This window comes from Bradyrhizobium sp. UFLA03-84 (assembly GCF_002289535.1).
In the GTDB taxonomy this organism is placed as follows: domain Bacteria; phylum Pseudomonadota; class Alphaproteobacteria; order Rhizobiales; family Xanthobacteraceae; genus Bradyrhizobium; species Bradyrhizobium viridifuturi.
Genome location: NZ_NSJY01000003.1, coordinates 521363 through 540919, shown reverse-complemented (window position 1 = coordinate 540919; position 19557 = coordinate 521363). Strand labels below are relative to the sequence as shown.

Below are 19557 nucleotides of genomic sequence, written 5' to 3'. Positions count from 1 at the left end.
CTCTCTCTTTTTTTTTTTTTCCTTACCTTTTTTCTCTCCTTTCCCGGGCGCCACGTCGCTAGTATCTCATGAGACCTGACGCCGCACGCGTCCGGGTTTTTAGTTGCTATAGCAACTAAGCTGTGCGAGTTTGCCCCCAATCGGGTCAGGGCCGGTCAACGGCTACGCGTTTGGGAGGACGATATTGCGCGCCACGGCGCTGATAGCGCGCATGGGAGATCGGGCGAACACCGTGGTGGCGCAGGGCGTCGGCCGTGGCCCGGCCGTGCGGTCAGGTCGTGCTTTGCCCGGTCACGGCGCCGAGATTCTCGTGGAGCCGGCGCAGCAGGTCGATCAGCACCTCGCGCTCGTCCTTCTTCAGGCACGACAGCAGCCGCCGTTCGCGCTCCAGCGCCGCGACGATGACCTTGTCGTGGACAGCCCGGCCCCGCGCGGTCAGCGTGATCGAATGGGTGCGGCCGTCGTCCGGCGCGGTGCGGATCGTCAAGAGGCCGCGCTTCTGCAGCGCCGCGAGGTTGCGGCTGACCGGTCCCTTGTCGAAGCCGATCACCTGGCAGATCCGCGAGGCCGGAATCCCCGGCTCGATCGCCAGTTGCGAGATGATTCGCCACTCGGTGACGTTGACCCCGAAATTCTTCTGGTAAAATGCGGTGGCGCTGTTCGACAGCTTGTTGCCGATGAAGGTGATGAACGCCGGCACATAGCGATTGAGGTCCAGCAGCGGGCCATCAATGGCGTCTGCGGGTTCGGCCGGTCTTGGCCGGCGGGGCTTTCGGGGGAGGGGCTGGCTGCTCATTTCTCAAATCATCGCTGCGAAACTGTTCGGGAGCAAGTGACATGCGGCCCGTGTTGACAAGATCAAACCTCGGGAGGTCCCGATGACTGCAACAGACGATGCGTCCGTCCCGCATCTGGACGTCGATCCGTTCGCGCTCGACTTCTTCGCCGATCCGTTCCCCACCCATGCGCGGCTGCGCGAGGCCGGGCCGGTGGTTTATCTGGACAAGTGGAATGTCTATGGGGTGGCGCGCTACGCGGAGGTGTACGCCGTCCTGAACGATCCCGCCACGTTCTGCTCCAGCCGCGGCGTCGGCCTCAGCGACTTTTCCAAGGAAAAGCCGTGGCGGCCGCCGAGCCTGATCCTGGAGGCCGACCCGCCCGCCCACACCCGAACCCGCAACGTGCTGAGCTCGGTGCTGTCTGCGACCGTGATGAAGCAGCTTCGTGGGCGTTTTGCCGAGGCTGCGGAGGCCCGCGTCGATGCGCTGCTGGAGAAGCGCCGGTTCGACGCGATCGCGGACCTCGCGGAAGCCTATCCGCTGTCGATCTTCCCGGATGCGCTTGGCCTGAAGCCGGAGGGCCGCGAGCATCTGCTGCCCTACGCCAGCCTGGTGTTCAACGCCTTCGGTCCGCCGAACCAGCTCCGCGAGGAGGCGATCCAGCGTTCCGCACCGCATCAGGCCTATGTCGCCGAGCAGTGCCAGCGCGACAATCTCACCCCGGGCGGCATCGGCGCCTGCATCCATGCCCACGTCGATAGCGGCGCGATTACCGCGACCGAGGCGCCGCTGCTGGTGCGCTCGCTGCTCTCGGCCGGCCTCGACACCACCGTCAACGGCATCGGCGCCGCCGTTTATTGTCTGGCGCGCTTTCCCGACCAGTTCGAGAAGCTGCGCAACGATCCAACGCTGGCGCGCAATGCGTTCGAGGAAGCGGTGCGGTTCGAAAGTCCGGTCCAGACCTTCTTCCGCACCACCACCCGGGATATCGAGCTCAGCGGCGTCAATATCCCGGAGGGCGAGAAGGTGCTGATGTTCCTCGCCGCGGCCAACCGTGATCCGCGCCGTTGGGAAGAGCCCGACAGCTACAACATCACGCGCCGCACCTCGGGCCATGTCGGTTACGGCTCGGGCATCCACATGTGCGTCGGCCAGCTGGTCGCGCGCCTCGAAGGCGAGGTGATGATGGCGGCATTGGCGCGCCGTGTTGCCAGGATCGAAATCACGGGCGAGCCGAAGCGGCTGTTCAACAACACGCTGCGCGGGCTCGAGAGCCTGCCGGTCGAAATCACGCCGGCCTGACGCCGGCTGCAGAACAACGCAAGGGAGGGGATGCGATGAGGGGCTTTGGGGCCGGACGATTTGGGATTGGACTTGCGCTGGCATTGGCCTGTGCCGCGGGCAGCGCACGCGCGGAGATATCAGACAATGTCGTGCGGGTCGGCGTGCTGAACGACATTTCCGGCATCTTCCAGGACACCAACGGCATGGGCTCGGTGGAAGCCGCGCGGATGGCGGCCGAGGATTTCAACGGTGGCGGCAAGGGCATCAAGGTCGAGATCGTCTATGCAGATCACCAGAACAAGGCCGACGTGGGATCTGCGATCGCGCGCAAATGGCTCGATGTCGAGGGTGTTGACGCCATCGTCGACGTGCCGAACTCGGCCGTCGGGCTCGCCATCAACACCATCCTGCGCGACAGCAGGATGACGTTCCTGGCCTCGTCGACCGCAAGCTCTGACCTTACCGGCAAGGCCTGCTCACCGAACACCATTCAATGGGTCAACGACACCTGGGCGACCGGCAACACCACCGCAGCCGCGATGATGCAGCGTGGCGGCAAGGACTGGTATTTCGTCACGGTCGACTATGCGCTGGGCAAGGGCATCGAAGCCGAAGCGACGAACTACATCGAGAAGCACGGCGGCACGGTGCTGGGATCGAGCAAGCACCCGCTCGGCACCTCGGACTTCGCGTCCTTCCTGTTGCAGGCGCAGAACTCGAAAGCCAAGGTGATCGGCCTCGCCAATGCCGGCGGCGACACCATCAACGCGGTGAAGCAGGCGGCCGAGTTCGGCATCCAGCAGGGCGGCCAGACCATGGTGGCGTTCCTGCTGTTCGTGAACGACGTCCACGGCATGGGCCTGAAGGTCGCGCAGGGCCTGCAACTGCTGGAAGCCTTCTACTGGGACATGAACGACGACACCCGCGCATTCGCAAAACGCTTCGCCGCGCGGCCCGGCATGAACGGCAAGATGCCGAGCGGCAACCAGGCCGGTGTTTATGCCTCCACGCTCGCCTATCTCAACGCGGTCGCGGCCACCGGCAGCGACGACGCCAAGGTCGTGGTGCCGCAGCTGAAGACCTTCAAGGGCAAGGACAAGCTGTTCGGCGACACCACGATCCGCCAGGACGGCCGCGTCATCCACCCGATGTATCTGTTCGAGGTGAAGAAGCCGGAGGAGTCGAAATACCCCTACGATTACTACAGACTGATCGCGACCATCCCGGCCGAGCAGGCATTCCGCCCGCTGGCCGATGGCGGGTGCTCGCTGGTGAAGTGAGCTCTTCGCCGCGAGCCTCGCTTGGCTCCCTTTCCCCTTGTGGGAGAGGGCTGGGGTGAGGGGTATCTCTCCACACGGCATACCGGGCGGAGAAACCGCAACCCCTCACCCGGATCGCATTGCGCTGGGCTCCATGCGTTCCGGCCTCTCCCGCAAGGGGAGAGGCGAACCGAATGTGTGGCGGGCTGTTCGCGACCAACTACGCAGCCTTTGCCGCTCCATCGCCGGTTTTCACCCGCCCCAGCATCTCGCCCGCCGTCATCACATGCGCCGTGGAGAACGCCAGGATCGTCAGCGTGGCGCGATGCACCTCTTCGGCGGACATCGCACCCTGGCCGACATCGGGATAGTCGAACGTGCCCGTCGCGTCCGAAAGGAAGACAACCTTGTAATTGTGGAACATGGCGTCACGCGCGGTGGCGTGGCAGCAGTTCTCGGTCGTGGTGCCCGAGATGATCACCGTCGTGATGCCCCATTCGCGCAGGATCAGGTCGAGGTCGGTGGCGAAGAATGCACTGTAGCGGTGCTTCTTGATGACGTGCTCGCCTGGCGCAGGTGCGAGATCATTGAAGATCTCGACGCCGGTGGTGCCGTCGACCAGCGATGACCGGTCGGCGATCGGCCCATAGAGATCGTCATACAGCCCCATGTCGCTGCCGTCGCGGCGATGCACATGCGCGGTGTAGACGACGCGGATGCCCTTGTCGCGGCAGGCCTTCAGGGTCTGCGCCAGCCTGGGCACCATCGCGGCGGCTTGCGCGGAACGCAGCTTGGCGCCCTCGGCCACGAAATCGTTCTGCATGTCGACAACGATCATGACCGTCTTGCTGGGATCGATGACGTCGCATTGATAGCCCATGGGGTGTCTCCTCTCCGGGTGGGAGGGATTTTCTACGCGGGTTCCTGCGGACGTTCTTGGCTGTGCGGGCCAATCGCTGGACTCTGCTTGCCAGAACCGGGGACGGGACGCAGAATATCCCGCTGCCGGGTTGGGCAGGAGCAAGGTCCGATGCAGACCCCAGATCACGCAGTTGTCGCGCAGACGCTCGTCGCGCCGGGTGACAGTTTCGACCGCTGGCACCACGTCACCTGCCGCGAATTCTCGCTGACCGAATGCCGCCGCGTCTCCGACGAGGCGTTCCAGGCGTCGATCTCGATCCGCCATTTCGGTCCGCTCGCAATCAACGACATCTGGTCGTCGACACCGGCCGCCGACCGCATCCGGGTGACGCGCAGCGCGAGCGACGTCCGCAGGGATCCGCGCGACTATTTCATGCTGTGGCTCACGCTGCGGGGCGAGGTCAGCTTTGCGCAGGACGGCCGCGAGGTGCGGATGCGCCGCGGCGATCTCATGCTGCATGACCAGGCGCAGCCGTTCACGCTTGAATTCGCCCCGAGCGCACGGTCGATCATGGTGTCGATCCCGCGGCCGCTGCTGCTCGCGCGCCTGCCGGATGCGCAACGCCTGACGGCGCGGCGGGTCGGCAACGCGTCGAAAGTCGGCGCGCTGGCGGGCTCGCTGATCCGCCGGCTGACGCGTCTCGACGACGAAGCCGGGCCTGCTGCGATACGGCTCGGCGCCGCGGCGCTCGATATCTTCGCGACGACGCTTCAGACCGAGCTGACGGACGATGTGTCGCGACACGGCGATGAACGGCTGGCGCGGGTCAAGGCCCATATCCTCGCCAATCTCGACGACCCCGAGCTTGATCTCGATGCGATCGCCACGGCGCAGAACATGGCGCCGCGCACGCTCAATCGCCTGTTCGCGCGCGAAGGCACGACGCCGATCCGCTGGCTCTGGCAGCAGCGGCTCGCCGGCGCCTACCAGGCGCTGGCCGAGCGACGCTTCGCCCATGTCACCGATGTCGCCCTCAGCTTCGGCTTCAGCGACGTCTCGCATTTCAGCCGCGCTTTCAAGGCCGCGTTCGGCCGCTCGCCGCATCAGGTGATGGGCTGACGCCGTATCCAAGAGCGGCTGCGACCCCGGCTGTGGCCGCAGCCCCGCTCCGGCGCGCTTCTTGAACAGTATTATTTCGGCGGAGGCGCCTTGGGGAAGGCCGACAGCATCCGGATCTTCCAGTTGCCGCCCTGGTTGCTGTACGCGGCGGTCCAGCGGCCAACAACATCAAGAGGCTCGCCGGTCTGCTTCTTGCCGGTGATGTGGTATTCGCCGATCGCGAGAGCCGTATCGGTGCCGAGCGGCATGGCCTCGTCCACCGTTATGTCATTGTGGTTGAACCCTGCCTTGAAGAGACCATCATAGGCCTGCGCAATATCGGTGTGCGGCCCGGTTGGATTGACGATCATGCCGCCAGGCGCGTAGAGCGCGGCGATCCCGGCACCATCCTGCTTGTTGAAGCTGTCGGCATAGGCCGCCCCGATTTTCTCGACCTGCTGCTTCAGACTTTCGTCGCCGGCGGTAGCGGCCGCAGGCATCGCGAGTAGCGCAATGAACAAATATAAGGCGGAAGACATTCGCATTGCATTCCCTCCTTAAGATCATTGTTGAATATCCGTCTCGGTCAGCCGGGACCGTGATGGTGTAGCACACCGACATTCGATGAGAGCTGCCGGCTGGCCGCGATACGGTGATGCCGCTGACTAAGAGGGGGTAGCCCCGCTGGCGGAGCTGCCCACAATCGCCGCTGCGCTCGATCGCCACAAGACGAGACGGTCCGAAGGTGTGACGCAACTCATCTCACGGCGCGCAAGTGAAACTCGCCGCCGCGGTGACCGAGCCTGCCTTGTAATGCGGCCAGTTCGGCCAGCGGCATAGCGGCAGCGCCCGCAGCGTTTCAAACCTCGGGGCCTCGGTCTTCTGCTCGCGCACCTCGAGATCGCCGGGCGCCTTGCCGTTCTCGACCCAGTCGACCAGCACGGCCAGCATGTCGACATTGGCGGGTGCGCCGGAGCCGACATGGTCGACGCCGGGTGCGGTGTAGAGCCTGGCGAACTCGGCGACCTTGTCCTTGCCGAGCGTCTTCTCGACATTCTCGAAGTAGCGGATGCCGGCATAGGGGCTTTGCGCGTAGTCGGACATGTGCTCGAGCATCACGAGCTTGCCGCCGCGGGCGTGGAAGCGGCTGAGGTCCGGATCGGTGGAATCCATCAGGGCGGAGACTTCCAGCAGGCGCGCCTTGTGGTCCTCGGGCCTGTACGTCGTGACGTCGAGCTTCGGATCGCGCGCGAAGACATATTGAATGCCGCCGGCACCGTAGATCCAGGCGATGCCGTTGGTCGGGGCTGGCGGCTGCGCGGGAGCAGTCGTGCCGAGCCACCAGGCCTTCCAGCCACCGGTCGGGCCGAACGCCGGCGTATCCTCACCCGACACGCCCCAGCCCGGATAGTCGTCGAGGCCGTTGGCGAGCGGGAACGGGAATTTGTATGGCGCGTGCAACGTGTCGATGGCGGCAATCTGCTTGTCGGTCAGGCAATCGTCGCCGCTCTGCCCCGCGGCGCATGCCAGCGTGGCCGGCTTGAACGTCGCCTTGCAGCCGACCGGGTCCTGCACCAGCGCATCGTCGGAGCCGTCCTGGATGTCGCAGGCCTTCAGCACGGCGTCGGCGACGAGCTTGACCTGCGCCGGCCTGATCCAGCCGTCGCCCATCGTCACGAGGCCCGAGCGGGTGCCGGCATGCTGCAGCCCGACCCAGTTGATCACGGGCACGCGCGCGAAGATGCCGTCGAAATCGTCGGGGTAACGCTGCGCCATGGTCAGCGCCTCGCGGCCGCCTTCGGATGATCCCATGAAATACATCTTCGCGGGCGGCTTGCCGTAGGCGCGGACCGTCAGCGCCCGCGCGGCGTCGCGCACCTTCTTGTAGGCCTTGTGCGAAAAGTTCTCGAACGCCTCGTCGTTGAGCGCGAACAGCTGCGGCGGCTCGCCGGGCTTCGACTCGTGGCCGGAGTCGGTACCGTAGGTGACAAAGCCGAGCGCCAGCGGCGAGGCCTTGTCGAACGGATAGGCCGGCGGCAGGCCGAGGCCCGATATCAGCACGCCGTTGAAGCCGCCGCCGCCATACTGCAGCGAGCGGCCGTTCCACTCGACGGGCAGGTTCACTTCGAACTTGATCGGTGGCGCCTTGGGATCGACGGGATCAATATGCCCGAGCACCTTGCAGAAGGCCGGATTGGCCGGAATGACGCGGCCGGAAGGCGTCGGCGCCTTGTCGGAGACCGAGAGCTGTGTCGGCGCCTGCAGCGTGGCGGCGTCGATCCTGACGGCGCCATCGGCTGGTCCGGCAAGGCCGTTGCAGGTTGCTGCGGGATCGCCGGTCATCTGCGACGTGACCGCCTGTGCCGATACAGATGACGTCAGCGCGACGAGTGAGCCTGCAAGCGCCAGGGTGCGCGCATCGATCCGCATTGTTTCCTCCCGGCAAACATTGTTGCCATGGCAAGTATTTCATGCGGGATGCCGGCGCGCAATGGCGGGCTCGTCTGGATGACGGGACGAAGGTTGCGCGCGCGAAAGCGCGCCTATTGCGCGACCTTGCTGCTGCCTTGCGTGATCAGCCGTGCGGCGCGCTGGTCGCGGGTGTGGATCCAGAGCCAGTTCATCGCCACGGCGATCCGGTGACGCACGCCGATCAGGAAGTAGATGTGGGCGAGGCCCCAAATCCACCACGCCAGCGAGCCGCGCAGCTTGAGCCAGCCGAAATCGATCACCGCCTTCTTCTTGCCGATCTGGGCGAGGCTGCCGGCATGCTTGTAGCGGAACGGCGGCAGTGTCTTGCCGTCGAGCCGGGCCTTGATCAGGGCGGCGACGTAGCGCCCCTCCTGCTTGGCGGCCGGTGCGATGCCGGGCACCGGGTTGCCGTCGGGGCCCTTGATCGTGACGGTGTCGCCGACCGCGAAGACATCGGGATGGCCCGGCACAGTCAGATCCGGCTCGACCTGCAGCCGGTGTGCGCGATCCGCCGGCGCGTTCAGCCATTCGGCGGCGCGCGAGGCGCGCACGCCGGCGGCCCAGACGATGGTGCGCGCCTCCAGCCGCTTGCCGCCGAACACCACGCCGTCGGCGGAGCATTCGGTGACCGGCTCGCCCAGCATCACCTCGACGCCGATTTTCTCCAGCGACGCTTGCGCATAGGCCGAGAGATCGTCCGGGAATCCGGCCAGCACGCGCGGCCCGGCCTCGATCAGCACCACGCGTGCCTTGCGGGTGTCGATGTGGCGGAAGTCCGGAGCCAACGTGTCCTTGGCGAGGTCGGCGATGGTGCCGGCCATCTCGACGCCGGTCGGCCCGGCGCCGATGATGACGAAGGTGAGCAGCGCCGCGCGCTTGTCGGGATCGGTCTCGCGTTCGGCGCGCTCGAACGCGACCAGGATGCGCCGCCGCAAGGTGGTCGCGTCCTCCAGCGTCTTCAGGCCGGGCGCGAACGGCTCCCATTCGTCATGGCCGAAATAGGCATGGCGCGCGCCGGTGGCGAGGATCAGCGTGTCGTAGGGAATGCTGCCGCCGTCGTCGAGCTGCACTTGCTTCGCCGCCGGGTCGACGCCGCAGACATTGGCGAACAGCGTCGTCACCTCGGGCCGATCGCGGAGGAGATAGCGGATCGGCCAGGCGATCTCGCTGGTGGCGAGCGATGCGGTCGCGACCTGGTAGAGCAGCGGCTGGAACAGATGGTGATTGCGGCGATCGATCAGCGTGATCTCGACCGGCGTGCCGCGAAGACCGAAGGCCGCTTCCAGCCCGCCGAAGCCGGCGCCGACGATCACCACGCGATGAGGTTTGGCCGGCGCTTGCGTCATCTGATGTCGCCCTCGGTTTCGAACGGCTTCGTCGCTTGATTATGTAATCATTCGCGGCTCCATTCCAATACGAATTGCTCGATCGCCCGATAGCGAAACCCAATCGCGGCAAGTCTCACGCATCCTGCGGCGCGGCTGCGGCGATGACCTGACGCCGCATCGGCAGGAATAGTCCTGCGACCGCGCCGGCGAATGACAGCGTTGCCGCAAGGCTCATCGCCGCAGCAAAGCCGCTGCTGAAATGTCCGAATGAATCGGCCGCGCCGTTCGCCACGAGGCTCGCCACCAGCGCCGCGATGCCGAACATGCCGCCGAGGAAGCGGCCCATGTTGAAGATGCCCGATGCCTTGCCCATCTTGCTGACCGCAACCGCGCTCAGCACCGCGTTCTGCGCTGCCGGCATCGCCATCGACACGCCGATGCCGGCGAGCACCAGCGGCGCGATCAGCGCGGAGTAGGGCACAGAGGGGCTAACGATCTCGCTGATCCAGCCGAGCCCGATCGCCTGCATCAAGAGGCCGGTGACGACGAGCGAGCGCTCGCCAAACCGATTGACCACGGCGCCGGCGATCGGCGCCGTGACGAACAGCGTCGCCGTCCACGGCAACAGGCGCAGCCCGGCGCCGAAGGCATCGAAGCCGAGCACGACCTGCAGGAACTGCGGCAGCAGGAACAGCACGCCGTACATCGCGGCGTAGAACAGCACGCTCGCGGCCATGCCGGATGCGAATGGCCTTGCCGCGAACAGCCGCATCGGCACCATCGGGCTCGTCGCGCGCAGCTCCCACAGCAAGAACACGACGGCCAACGCGACGCCGGCGACCAGCGCGCCCGTCACTTCCGCGCTGGCCCATCCGACGCTGTTGCCGCGCAACAGGCCCCAGACCAGAGCCAGCGCCGCGAGCGCGACCAGTGTCAGTCCGGGGACGTCGAGCGGCGCTGATGGACCGAAGCTCTCACGCAGCCGTGTGATCACGAGTGCAATCGCAACAAGGCCGATCGGCAAATTGATCCAGAAGATCCAGCGCCAGCCGAGATGCTCGGTGATGAAGCCGCCGATCGCGGGACCGATGATCAGCGCGCATCCGGTGATGCCGCTGAAAATGCCGAGTGCGCGGGCGCGCTCCTCGCGGCCGAAGGCGCCGCTCAGGATCGCCATCGCCAGCGGCATCACCAGCGCAGCACCGGCGCCTTGCAAGGCGCGAGCGGCGATCAGTGAAGCGGCGTTGCCGGCCAGCGCACATGCTGCCGATGCCGCGACGAACAGGCCAATTCCGGCCGCGAACATCCGGCGCCGTCCGAAACGGTCGCCAAGCGCGGCACCAGTCAGCAGCAGCACCGCGAAGGTCAGGTTGAAGGCGTTGACGGTCCATTGCAGCGTCTCCACGGCGCTACCGAAATCGGCGCGGATGGTGGCGAAGGCCGTGGTCATGATCATGGCGTCCAGCGCCATCATGAAGGATGCCAGCGCGGTGAGGCCGAGCACCCAGCGCCGTTCAGGGGTCTGCATGGTGGTTCTCCGTTAGCGTGCCGCAGGGTTGCGGCGCGTTTCGCCGGCAAGGACGAACGGAGATGGGCAAAGGATGCGGCGAAGAATTATTTTTGCCGGGCCGCATCCTTTGGCGGTTCGCAAACGTCCTTGGGTCTGACGCGGCCGGTTCGGGCCGCGAACCAAGGAGGTTGCGATGCGACGGACCCTGATCAGGTACAAGACCAAACCGGAGCTGGCGGAGAAGAACGCCGCGCTGGTTGCGGCTGTGTTCGCCGAGCTGAAGGCGGCGAGCCCGGATGGCGTGCGCTACATGACGCTGCGGCTGGAGGACGACACCTTCATCCATATGGTCGAGACCGCGGCTGACGACGGTTCGAGCCCGATCCCGAAGCTGGCTGCGTTCCAGGCCTTCCAGGACGGCATCAGGGATCGCTGCGCCGAGCCGCCGCTGGTTCGCAGTGCCGTGATTGTCGGAAATTATCGTATGCTGGATGAGCCGTGAACCGGCGAGCAGTGGATCGATCTGGCGGAGCCATCATGACGTCACCACCCCAAGCGCCGGCCGCGGCCGAGGTCGACGCGCTGCTGGCGGCGATGCGGCCAAGGCTGCATCGCTACTGCGCCCGCATGGTCGGCTCGGTCATCGACGGCGAGGACGTGCTGCAGGACGCGCTGATCAAGGCGATGGAGGCCTTCGCGTGCGCAGCGCCGATCCAGAACCCGCAAGCCTGGCTGTTCCGGATCGCGCACAACACCGCGCTCGATTTCCTCAGGCGGCGCAACCGCCAGGAAGCGCTCCACTCTTCGGAGGAGGTGGACATGATGGCCGCAGAGCTCGACGATGTCGGCCGCCGCGAGATTGCCGCAAGCAGCCTGCGCACCTTCATGCGGCTGCCGGTGGCGCAGCGCTCCAGCGTGATCCTGATGGATGTGCTCGGCTGCTCGTTGCAGGAGGTCTGCGGCATCATGGATTTCAGCCTGCCGGCGGTGAAGGCGGCGCTGCACCGCGGGCGCACGCAGCTGCGCGCGTTCGCCCGCGAGCCTGATGATGCGCCGCGGCCCGGCCTGTCGCCGGGCGATCGCACCAGGCTGAACGCCTATGTCGGCCGCTTCAACGCCCGCGACTTCGAGGCCATCCGCGGCATGATCGCCGATGACATCAGGCTCGAGCTCGTCAACCGGACGCGGCTGAACGGCAAGGCCGAGGTGTCACGCTATTTCGGCAATTATGCCAAGATCGATGACTGGCATCTGGTGGCCGGACAAATCGAGGGACGTCCCGCGATCCTGGTGTTCGATCCGGACGCGCAGGATGCGCCGCCGCGATCGTTCATGCTGCTCGACTGGTCCGCCGACAAGGTCGCAACCATCAGGGATTTCCGCCACGCGCCCTACGCGATCGACGGCGCCGAATGGGCGGTGGATGAGGGGTGAGTGGCTGCGGCCGAGCCTCTGTAACGCAGTGACCGCGCCACAAACTCAGTGTCGTCCCGGCGAAGGCCGGGACCCATAACCCCAAATGGCAATTGACGTGCGCCGCTGGGGCCACAGCTTGTTTCGACAACACAACCCTGTGGTTATGGGTCCCGGCCTGCGCCGGGACGACAGCGGCGTGTGAGGCTCGCTACCGCGTCTTGCCGCCGAATTCGCCGCTGGCAATCCGCGCCACGCGGCTGCCGCCTGCGGTCGGTGCGCTGTTTCGTTCAAACATGCCGTCGCCGCCGCTCTCGCGCGACAAGGACGACGCTTCATCGACATGACCGGCGCCGGGCCAGAACGTCAGCACCAGGTTCATGACGCCATTGACCGCCGTGCCGACCACCGTCGCGGTGTGCTGATAGGTCAGCGCATATTCGGGAAATCGTCCGGCAATCGCCCGGTCGAGCACCATCAGGGCGATCCATGCCGCCATCACGCAGACCGGATCCCATCCGATGTCACGCACGCGCATCGACTGCAGCATGAAGCAGACGACGAGCATGCCATAGAAGGAAAAGATCAACGCGGGGCTGCTCGCTGCCTGCGCCAGCAGCACGTCCATCCTGCCGCTCGCCGGTGCATTGCCGGTGATGCCGTAGACCAGCAACAGGAAGCCGATGCCGGTCACGAAGCTGCAGAAGAAGAAGGCCAACCGGCCCATCCGGGCATTGAAGCCGAAGATGTAATTCAGCATGTGACGCACCCCTTTGGCGGCAGCGTCGCCCGGTGATGCTTTCCGGACCATGAAACCCGCGAATGCTTGCCGGCCCGTGGTTTCCACGTTCTTTACCGGATCGCTAAAGCCTGCTGCATTGCGCGCCGGGACCGGTGGGAGGGAGCGGGGCCTGCGACAATCGTTGCCTACGCAACCGGCATTATATTTCTTGCCACGGCCGATTTGGACGAATTATGATGCAAGGTGCTGGGGTATGCGCCGAAGGTTCTAATTGGGTGCCGTCGGTTCATGCTTGCTGCAGACTTGCGATATCGCGCACAAAACACGTCACAGAACGACGCGCGCAAAGCGTGACCGCGGGCCTCGATTGGGCCTGGCGGAATCTTTGGTTGAGGAGGGGAGTAAATATGAAAAAGGCATTTTGGCTGGCAGGCGCCATGGCTTTGGCGCTGGCGCAGCCCGCGGCGGCGGCTGACAGCGTCAAGATCGGCTTCGTCTCGACTTTCAGCGGTCCGACCGCCGTGATCGGCAACGACATGCGCAACTCGTTCGAGCTCGCGCTCGACCATCTCGGCCGCAAGATCGACGGCAAGCCGGTCGAGGTGATCTACGAGGACGACCAGCAGAAGCCCGACGTCGGCAAGCAGAAGACCGAGAAGCTGGTGCAGTCCGACAAGGTCGACTTCATCGTCGGCTACATCTGGTCGAACGTGCTGCTGGCGTCGCTGAAGACCGCGGTCGATTCCAAGACCTTCCTGATCTCCGCCAATGCCGGCCCGTCGCAACTCGCCGGCGAATTGTGCTCGCCCTACGTGTTCTCGACCTCCTGGCAGAACGACCAGACGCCCGCCGCGATGGGCCTCTACATGAACCAGAAGGGCGTCAAGTCGGTGTTCCTGATCGGCCCGAACTACGCCGCCGGCAAGGACATGCTGGCGGGCGTGAAGAGCACCTTCAAGGGCGAGGTGGTCGGCGAGGAATACACGGTGTGGCCGAGCCAGCTCGACTTCTCCGCCGAGCTGACCAAGGCACGCAACTCGAAAGCCGAGTCGATCTTCGTGTTCTATCCGGGCGCCGCCGGCGTCCAGTTCCTGAACCAGTATGCCCAGGCCGGCATCAAGGCGCAGATCCCGCTCTACACCGCCTTCACCGTCGACGAATTGTCGCTGCCGCTGCAGAAGGACAACGCGATCGGGATTCCCGGCGCGCAGGAATGGGTCAACGACCTGCCGAACGCCGAGAACAAGAAGTTCGTCGAGGACTATCGCAAGAAGTATCCCGGCCTGCGCCCGACCTATTACGGCGCCCAGGCTTATGACGCCGCCCAGCTGATCAACAGCGCCGTCGTCGCGGTGAAGGGCGACCTCACCAAGAAGGACGCGATGAAGGCCGAGATGGAGAAGGCCAACTTCAAGTCGCTGCGCGGCCCGTTCAAGTACGGCAACAACCACATCCCGATCCAGAACTTCTATCTGCAGGACGTGGTCAAGGACGCCGACGGCCAGCTTTCGCTGAAGACGGTTGCGACCATCGTCAAGGACGACCAGGACAAATTCCACGACAAGTGTCCGATGAAGTGATCGTCCGGAAATTCTGGCCTGTGGCTTGCTTTCTGTTCACCTCGCCCCGCTTGCGGGGAGAGGTCGATCGCGAAGCGATCGGGTGAGGGGGACTCTCCGCGAATCGGCTCGTGGAGACAGTCCCTCACCCCAACCCTCTCCCCGCAAGAGCGGGGCGAGGGAGAACGCGCAGCGTGCAATGCGCGGACACTCCAACCCGCTTCGCTCAAGGTGACGTAGCCTCACGATGTATCTCGTCGTCGAACAATTGCTGAACGGCCTGCAATTCGGGCTGCTGCTGTTCCTGCTGGCGGCCGGGCTGACGCTGGTGTTCGGCATCATGGATTTCGTCAATCTGGCGCACGGCTCGCTCTACATGATGGGCGCCTATTTCGCGGCGACCTTCGTGGCCTGGACCGGCAGCTTCGTGCTCGGCGCGCTGCTGGCGCTGGGCGCCACGCTGCTGCTCGGCATCGCGCTCGAATATGTCGCGCTCAGGCATCTCTACGGCCGCGACCATCTCGACCAGGTGCTGGCGACGTTCGGCCTGATCCTGTTCTTCAACGATGCCGTCCGGCTGATCTGGGGCCCGGCCGGCCTCGCGCTGCCGCTGCCGACCTGGCTCACCGTGCCGGTGCAGATCATTCCCGGGGTGTATTACCCGGCCTACCGGCTGATGATCATCGTGGTCGCGCTGGCGGTCGCAGCCTTGCTCTATCTCGTGGTGATGCGCACCCGCGTCGGCATGCTGATCCGCGCCGGCGCCTCCAACCGCGAGATGATCGGGGCGCTCGGTATCAACATCAAGCTGCTGTTCACGCTGGTATTCGGCCTCGGGGCGGCGCTCGCCGGCCTCGCCGGGCTGATGCAGGCGCCGATCCTCACCGTGCAGATCGGCATGGGCGAGAACATCCTGATCCTTGCCTTCGTCATCATCGTGATCGGCGGTATCGGCTCGATCCGCGGCGCCTTCATGGCCGCGCTCTTCGTCGGCATCATCGATACGATGGGCCGCGCCTTCCTGCCGGACCTGCTGCGCAAGGTGCTGAGCGGGGCGGCGGCCTCGACCGCGGCGCCGGCGCTGTCCTCGATGCTGATCTACCTCCTGATGGCCATCATCCTCGTAATGCGGCCCGAGGGGCTGTTCCCGGCGGCCAAACGATGAAGCCAAAGCTCAACGCCTCCAATGCGGTCGCGGCGCTGATGTGCGCCGCGCTCATTCTGCTGCCGGTCTATTCGGCAGCCACCGGCAATATCTTCATCCTCACGCTGTTCACCCGCATCGTGATCTTTGCGCTGGCCGCCGCGAGCCTCAATCTGATCATGGGCTATGGCGGCATGATGAGCTTCGGCCATGCCGCCTATCTCGGCATCGGCGGCTATGCCGTCGGCATCCTCGCCGCCGAGGGCATCGGCTCCGGCTTCATCCAGTGGCCGGTGGCGCTCGTGGTCTCGGCGCTGTTTGCGCTGCTGATCGGCTCGCTCAGCCTGCGCACCCGCGGCGTCTATTTCATCATGATCACGCTGGCCTTTGCGCAGATGGCCTATTACGTCGCCTCCGCGCTGTCGCGCTACGGCGGCGACGACGGCCTCACTGTGTATAAGCGCAGCGATTTCGCCGGCCTGATCAATCTGTCGGACCGCAACCAGTTCTATTATCTGTGCCTTGCCTGCCTGTTCGGCGGCCTCTATCTGATCTGGCGCATCGTCAATTCGCGCTTCGGGCTCGTGGTGCAGGGCGTCCGCTCCAACGAGCAGCGCATGCAGGCGATCGGCTTCCATGCCAATCGCTACCGGCTGGTCTGTTTCGTGATCGCAGGCACGATCTGCGGGCTTGCCGGCGCGCTGCTCGCCAACAACACCGATTTCGTCAGCCCTGCGGTGATGTACTGGACCCGCTCCGGCGACCTGATGGTGATGGTGATCCTCGGCGGCATGGGCTCGCTGTTCGGCCCCGTCATCGGCGCGATCGTCTATCTCCTGCTCGAGGAACTGCTGTCGCAGTTCACCGAGTTCTCTGGCCTGATCCTCGGCCCGGTGCTGCTGCTGATCGTGCTGTTCGCGCGCGGCGGCATCATGGGCCTGCTCGGGAGGATGCGCCGTGCCTGATCCTTTGCTGCGTGTCGATAATCTGGTGCGCCGCTATGGCGGCATCACCGCGACCGACAACCTCTCGATGGAAGTGGTGCCGGGCGAGCTGCACGCGATCATCGGCCCGAACGGCGCCGGCAAGACCACGCTGATCAGTCAGCTTACCGGGCAGGTGATGCCGAATTCCGGCACCATCCGTTTTGCCGGCCGCGACGTCACCAGCCTGCCGTCCTACAAGCGCTCCAGGCTCGGGCTGGCGCGCTCGTTCCAGATCACCTCACTGCTGAAGGATTTCTCGGCGATCGACAATGTCGCGCTGGCGGCGCAGGCGCATGACGGCCACTCGTTCCGCCTCTGGGGCAATGCGCGCAAGGAGACGCGCCTGCGCGAGGCCGCGCGCGCCGCGCTGGAGCGCGTCGGCCTCGGCAAGCGCGCCGATATCGTGGTCTCGCAACTGAGCCATGGCGAGCAGCGCGAGCTCGAGCTCGCGGTCGCGCTCGCCACCAGGCCGCAGCTTCTGCTGCTGGACGAGCCGATGGCCGGGCTCGGCGTCACCGAGTCGGCGCGGATGGTCGCGCTGCTCAAGGAGCTGCGCAAGGAGGTCACCATCGTGCTGGTCGAGCACGACATGGAGGCGGTGTTCGCGCTGGCCGACCGCATCACGGTGCTGGTCTATGGCCGCGTCATCGCCTGCGACGTACCGGACGCGATCCGCAAGCACGAAGAGGTCAAGCGCGCCTATCTCGGCGAGCAGCATGCGGTGACGCGCCATGGCTGAAGCAAAATCGGCTGAGTCGAAAACCGCTGAAACCTTGCTTGAAGTCGACGGGATCGAGACCTGCTACGGGTTGAGCCAGGTGTTGTTCGGGCTGTCGCTCAAGATCAAGGCGGGCGAGATGGTTGCCCTGATGGGCCGCAACGGCATGGGCAAGACCACGACGATCCGTTCGATCATGGGCCTGACGCCGGCGCGGTCAGGCGCTATCCGCTTTGCCGGCGAGGCGGTGCGCGGCCTGCCGTCCTACAGGATCGCAAAGCTCGGTATCGGCCTCGTGCCGGAAGGACGCCAGATCTTCCCGAACCTCACGGTGCGCGAGAATCTCGTCGCCGCGTCGGGCAATCGGCTCGGCGCCTCCAATCCGTGGACCATCGAGAAGATCCATGCGCTGTTCCCGCGGCTCGCCGAACGCACCGGCAATATGGGCGTCACGCTGTCAGGCGGCGAGCAGCAGATGCTGGCGATCGGCCGTGCGCTGATGACCAACCCGAAGCTCCTGATCCTCGACGAGGCGACCGAAGGCCTCGCGCCCCTGATCCGCGACGAGATCTGGAGCTGCCTTTCGATGCTGAAGGGACGCGGGCAATCAGTGCTGGTGATCGACAAGAACGTCGGCAACCTCGCCCGCATCGCCGACCGCCACTACATCATCGAGCGCGGCAAGACGGTGTGGACCGGGACGTCAGAGCAGCTGCTTGCCGAGCCGGATTTGCAGCACAAGTATCTTGGGATTTGAAGCAGGGCGCCGCGCTCGCACCATGTTCAATGTCGTCCCGGCGAAGGCCGGGACCCATACGCCGCGGCCCGGGTAATGGGCAGACGGGGAGACGTCGTTCTCAATCAGGAGCACTCGTGGTTATGGGTCCCGGCCTTCGCCGGGACGACGAAAAGCGGTCAGAACATCTCGAAATATTCGCGCTGCTCCCAGTCCGACACCTCGGCCTGGAAACGCTCGATCTCGGCGTTCTTGATGAAGACGTAATAGTCGACGAACTCGGGTCCGAGCGCCTGGCGGAAGAACGGGTCGTCATTGAGCGCGAACACCGCCTCGCGCAGCGACTTCGGCAAGAGCGCAGCCTTGGTCTCGTAAGGCGTATCGGCGGACGGGCCGGGATCGAGCTTGCGGTCGACGCCGTCGAGACCGGAGAGGATTTGCGATGCCATGTAGAGATAGGGATTGGCGGCCGGCTCGCCGATCCGGTTCTCCAGCCGTGTCGCGGGATCATTGGGGCCGCCGAGCACGCGGATCATCACGCCGCGATTGTCGCGGCCCCAGATCGCGCGGTCCGGTGCCAGCGAATAGGAGCGGTAGCGCTTGTAGCCGTTGATGGTCGGCGTCGTGAATACGGTCGAGGCCCGTGCGTGCTCGATCAGGCCCGCGAGCCAGGCGCGGCCGAGCGGGCTCAAGGGCTCGCCGGCCTCCTTCGCCATGAAGGCGTTCTCGCCATTGGCGCGCGACACCACCGACTGGTGCAGGTGCCAGCCGCTCGCGAACACGTTCGGCAATTTCGGGCGGCACATGAAGGTCGCGTGATAGCCGTGGCGGCGCGCGATCTGCTTCACCGCCGAGCGGAACAGCACCATGATGTCGGCCGGCGCGAGACCCACGGTCGGTGCGAAGGTGAATTCGCACTGGCTTGGGCCGAACTCGACTTCGACCGTGCGCAGGGGCAGGCCAAGCGCGAGGATGTCGCGGCGGATGATCTCGAGCGCCGGCTCCATCTGATCGTAGCGCTGCTCGGTGAGATACTGATAGCCGTGCGACAGCAGGCTGACCGACGGCGGCCGTCCCGGCTGACCGGCATCCTCCGGCGCCATATGGGCGTCGTCGAGCTTGAACAGATGGAATTCGACCTCGAGACCCGCGACGAAATCGTAGCCGCGGCCTGCGAGTTGATCGAGCACCTTGCGATAGAGGTTGCGGGTCGCGAACGGCACCGGCCGGCCGTCGCTGAAATAGAGGTCGCACAGCACCCAGCCGGTATTCTCCGCCCAGGGCAGCACGCGGAAGGTGGTGGGATCGGCGACCATCAGCACGTCGGCCGCGCCTTCCATCTCCTTCATGCCGAAGCCGCCGCCTGATGTGAAAACCGGAAACACCGTCTTGTGCGAGGTGTCCTTGGCGAGCATCGTCGTGGTGATCGAGCAGCCGCCCTCCAGCGCGCGCACGGCTTCCGACGCGATCAGGGTCTTGCCGCGCAAGATGCCGTGCTGGTCGGGGAACGACAGCCTGACGACCTCGAGGTTCTTGTCCTCGACGATGCGGCGGAGGCGCTGCGCGGCCTCCTTCTGCTCATCCGACCACAGGCCGTGACGCTCGACAAAGCTCAAGGTGTCACCTCTCCAAAGGCGTCACTGCGAGGAGCAACGCGACGAAGCAAT

The 19557-nt window shown here is 65.4% G+C and carries 18 protein-coding genes; 10 read left to right on the top strand and 8 right to left on the bottom strand.

Going from position 1 to position 19557, the window contains the following annotated elements:
• Nucleotides 1-271: 271 nt before the first annotated feature.
• Nucleotides 272-796: a MarR family winged helix-turn-helix transcriptional regulator gene (locus CK489_RS02565; protein ID WP_095731163.1), complete on the bottom strand. Its 525-nt coding sequence runs from the start codon at nt 794-796 to the stop codon at nt 272-274.
• An 82-nt stretch (nt 797-878) separates the two neighbouring features.
• On the opposite strand from CK489_RS02565, the gene CK489_RS02560 reads away from it, so the two are divergent.
• Both CK489_RS02560 and CK489_RS02555 read left to right on the top strand, forming a co-directional pair.
• A complete protein-coding gene (locus tag CK489_RS02560; RefSeq protein ID WP_095731162.1) occupies nt 879-2081 on the top strand; it encodes a cytochrome P450 in 1203 nt (400 codons plus the stop codon).
• Nucleotides 2082-2116: 35 nt separating this feature from the next.
• A complete protein-coding gene (locus tag CK489_RS02555) occupies nt 2117-3343 on the top strand; it encodes an ABC transporter substrate-binding protein (protein ID WP_245350226.1) in 1227 nt (408 codons plus the stop codon).
• Nucleotides 3344-3542: 199 nt separating this feature from the next.
• On the opposite strand, the gene CK489_RS02550 is transcribed toward CK489_RS02555, so the two are convergent.
• Nucleotides 3543-4202: an isochorismatase family protein gene (locus CK489_RS02550; protein WP_050630029.1), complete on the bottom strand. Its 660-nt coding sequence runs from the start codon at nt 4200-4202 to the stop codon at nt 3543-3545.
• A 150-nt stretch (nt 4203-4352) separates the two neighbouring features.
• Here CK489_RS02550 and CK489_RS02545 point away from each other — a divergent pair, with 150 nt between their 5' ends.
• Complete coding sequence (locus CK489_RS02545; protein WP_095731160.1) at nt 4353-5303, top strand: AraC-like ligand-binding domain-containing protein; 951 nt, start codon at nt 4353-4355, stop codon at nt 5301-5303.
• 71 nt (nt 5304-5374) lie between these two features.
• Here CK489_RS02545 and CK489_RS02540 read toward each other — a convergent pair whose 3' ends face one another.
• The 4 genes from CK489_RS02540 to CK489_RS02525 form a co-directional block, all read right to left on the bottom strand.
• On the bottom strand, nt 5375-5827 hold the full coding sequence (locus CK489_RS02540) for a YybH family protein (RefSeq protein WP_050630031.1): 453 nt from the start codon (nt 5825-5827) through the stop codon (nt 5375-5377).
• A gap of 217 nt (nt 5828-6044) precedes the next feature.
• Complete coding sequence (locus tag CK489_RS02535) at nt 6045-7712, bottom strand: tannase/feruloyl esterase family alpha/beta hydrolase (protein ID WP_095731159.1); 1668 nt, start codon at nt 7710-7712, stop codon at nt 6045-6047.
• Nucleotides 7713-7825: 113 nt separating this feature from the next.
• The gene (locus CK489_RS02530) at nt 7826-9100 is read right to left on the bottom strand and encodes an NAD(P)/FAD-dependent oxidoreductase (protein WP_095731158.1); all 1275 of its coding nucleotides are present in this window, start codon (nt 9098-9100) and stop codon (nt 7826-7828) included.
• A gap of 115 nt (nt 9101-9215) precedes the next feature.
• Nucleotides 9216-10610, bottom strand: coding sequence for a DHA2 family efflux MFS transporter permease subunit (locus tag CK489_RS02525; RefSeq protein ID WP_095731157.1), 1395 nt, complete (start codon nt 10608-10610; stop codon nt 9216-9218).
• A 175-nt stretch (nt 10611-10785) separates the two neighbouring features.
• On the opposite strand from CK489_RS02525, the gene CK489_RS02520 reads away from it, so the two are divergent.
• Both CK489_RS02520 and CK489_RS02515 read left to right on the top strand, forming a co-directional pair.
• A complete protein-coding gene (locus CK489_RS02520; protein WP_095731156.1) occupies nt 10786-11094 on the top strand; it encodes a hypothetical protein in 309 nt (102 codons plus the stop codon).
• Between the two features lie 35 nt (nt 11095-11129).
• Nucleotides 11130-12026, top strand: a complete 897-nt coding sequence (locus tag CK489_RS02515; protein WP_095731155.1) for an RNA polymerase sigma factor — start codon at nt 11130-11132, stop codon at nt 12024-12026.
• Nucleotides 12027-12216: 190 nt separating this feature from the next.
• Here the strand turns inward: CK489_RS02515 and CK489_RS02510 are convergent, their stop codons facing one another.
• Nucleotides 12217-12765, bottom strand: a complete 549-nt coding sequence (locus tag CK489_RS02510; protein ID WP_095731154.1) for a hypothetical protein — start codon at nt 12763-12765, stop codon at nt 12217-12219.
• A gap of 389 nt (nt 12766-13154) precedes the next feature.
• On the opposite strand from CK489_RS02510, the gene CK489_RS02505 reads away from it, so the two are divergent.
• The 5 genes from CK489_RS02505 (at nt 13155) to CK489_RS02485 (ending at nt 17911) form a co-directional block, all read left to right on the top strand.
• A complete protein-coding gene (locus tag CK489_RS02505; RefSeq protein WP_050630037.1) occupies nt 13155-14327 on the top strand; it encodes an ABC transporter substrate-binding protein in 1173 nt (390 codons plus the stop codon).
• 226 nt (nt 14328-14553) lie between these two features.
• A complete protein-coding gene (locus tag CK489_RS02500) occupies nt 14554-15471 on the top strand; it encodes a branched-chain amino acid ABC transporter permease (protein WP_095731153.1) in 918 nt (305 codons plus the stop codon).
• A complete protein-coding gene (locus CK489_RS02495; protein WP_095731152.1) occupies nt 15468-16415 on the top strand; it encodes a branched-chain amino acid ABC transporter permease in 948 nt (315 codons plus the stop codon). Before CK489_RS02500 ends, CK489_RS02495 begins: the two co-directional genes overlap by 4 nt.
• A complete protein-coding gene (locus CK489_RS02490) occupies nt 16408-17175 on the top strand; it encodes an ABC transporter ATP-binding protein (protein ID WP_095731151.1) in 768 nt (255 codons plus the stop codon). Before CK489_RS02495 ends, CK489_RS02490 begins: the two co-directional genes overlap by 8 nt.
• Nucleotides 17168-17911 carry an ABC transporter ATP-binding protein gene (locus CK489_RS02485; protein WP_095731150.1) on the top strand — a complete coding sequence of 248 codons (744 nt, stop codon included), beginning with the start codon at nt 17168-17170 and terminating at the stop codon, nt 17909-17911. Before CK489_RS02490 ends, CK489_RS02485 begins: the two co-directional genes overlap by 8 nt.
• A 158-nt stretch (nt 17912-18069) precedes the next feature.
• Here the strand turns inward: CK489_RS02485 and CK489_RS02480 are convergent, their stop codons facing one another.
• Complete coding sequence (locus tag CK489_RS02480; protein WP_095731149.1) at nt 18070-19506, bottom strand: glutamine synthetase family protein; 1437 nt, start codon at nt 19504-19506, stop codon at nt 18070-18072.
• Between the last annotated feature and the right edge of the window lie 51 nt (nt 19507-19557).

Excerpts from the sequence above, each read along its gene's own strand:
- CK489_RS02565 (WP_095731163.1), bottom strand. The coding sequence starts at position 796 with ATGAGCAGCCAGCCCCTCCCCCGAAAGCCCCGCCGGCCAAGACCGGCC.
- CK489_RS02560 (WP_095731162.1), top strand. The coding sequence starts at position 879 with ATGACTGCAACAGACGATGCGTCCGTCCCGCATCTGGACGTCGATCCG.
- CK489_RS02555 (WP_245350226.1), top strand. The coding sequence starts at position 2,117 with ATGAGGGGCTTTGGGGCCGGACGATTTGGGATTGGACTTGCGCTGGCA.
- CK489_RS02550 (WP_050630029.1), bottom strand. The coding sequence starts at position 4,202 with ATGGGCTATCAATGCGACGTCATCGATCCCAGCAAGACGGTCATGATC.
- CK489_RS02545 (WP_095731160.1), top strand. The coding sequence starts at position 4,353 with ATGCAGACCCCAGATCACGCAGTTGTCGCGCAGACGCTCGTCGCGCCG.
- CK489_RS02540 (WP_050630031.1), bottom strand. The coding sequence starts at position 5,827 with ATGCGAATGTCTTCCGCCTTATATTTGTTCATTGCGCTACTCGCGATG.
- CK489_RS02535 (WP_095731159.1), bottom strand. The coding sequence starts at position 7,712 with ATGCGGATCGATGCGCGCACCCTGGCGCTTGCAGGCTCACTCGTCGCG.
- CK489_RS02530 (WP_095731158.1), bottom strand. The coding sequence starts at position 9,100 with ATGACGCAAGCGCCGGCCAAACCTCATCGCGTGGTGATCGTCGGCGCC.
- CK489_RS02525 (WP_095731157.1), bottom strand. The coding sequence starts at position 10,610 with ATGCAGACCCCTGAACGGCGCTGGGTGCTCGGCCTCACCGCGCTGGCA.
- CK489_RS02520 (WP_095731156.1), top strand. The coding sequence starts at position 10,786 with ATGCGACGGACCCTGATCAGGTACAAGACCAAACCGGAGCTGGCGGAG.
- CK489_RS02515 (WP_095731155.1), top strand. The coding sequence starts at position 11,130 with ATGACGTCACCACCCCAAGCGCCGGCCGCGGCCGAGGTCGACGCGCTG.
- CK489_RS02510 (WP_095731154.1), bottom strand. The coding sequence starts at position 12,765 with ATGCTGAATTACATCTTCGGCTTCAATGCCCGGATGGGCCGGTTGGCC.
- CK489_RS02505 (WP_050630037.1), top strand. The coding sequence starts at position 13,155 with ATGAAAAAGGCATTTTGGCTGGCAGGCGCCATGGCTTTGGCGCTGGCG.
- CK489_RS02500 (WP_095731153.1), top strand. The coding sequence starts at position 14,554 with ATGTATCTCGTCGTCGAACAATTGCTGAACGGCCTGCAATTCGGGCTG.
- CK489_RS02495 (WP_095731152.1), top strand. The coding sequence starts at position 15,468 with ATGAAGCCAAAGCTCAACGCCTCCAATGCGGTCGCGGCGCTGATGTGC.
- CK489_RS02485 (WP_095731150.1), top strand. The coding sequence starts at position 17,168 with ATGGCTGAAGCAAAATCGGCTGAGTCGAAAACCGCTGAAACCTTGCTT.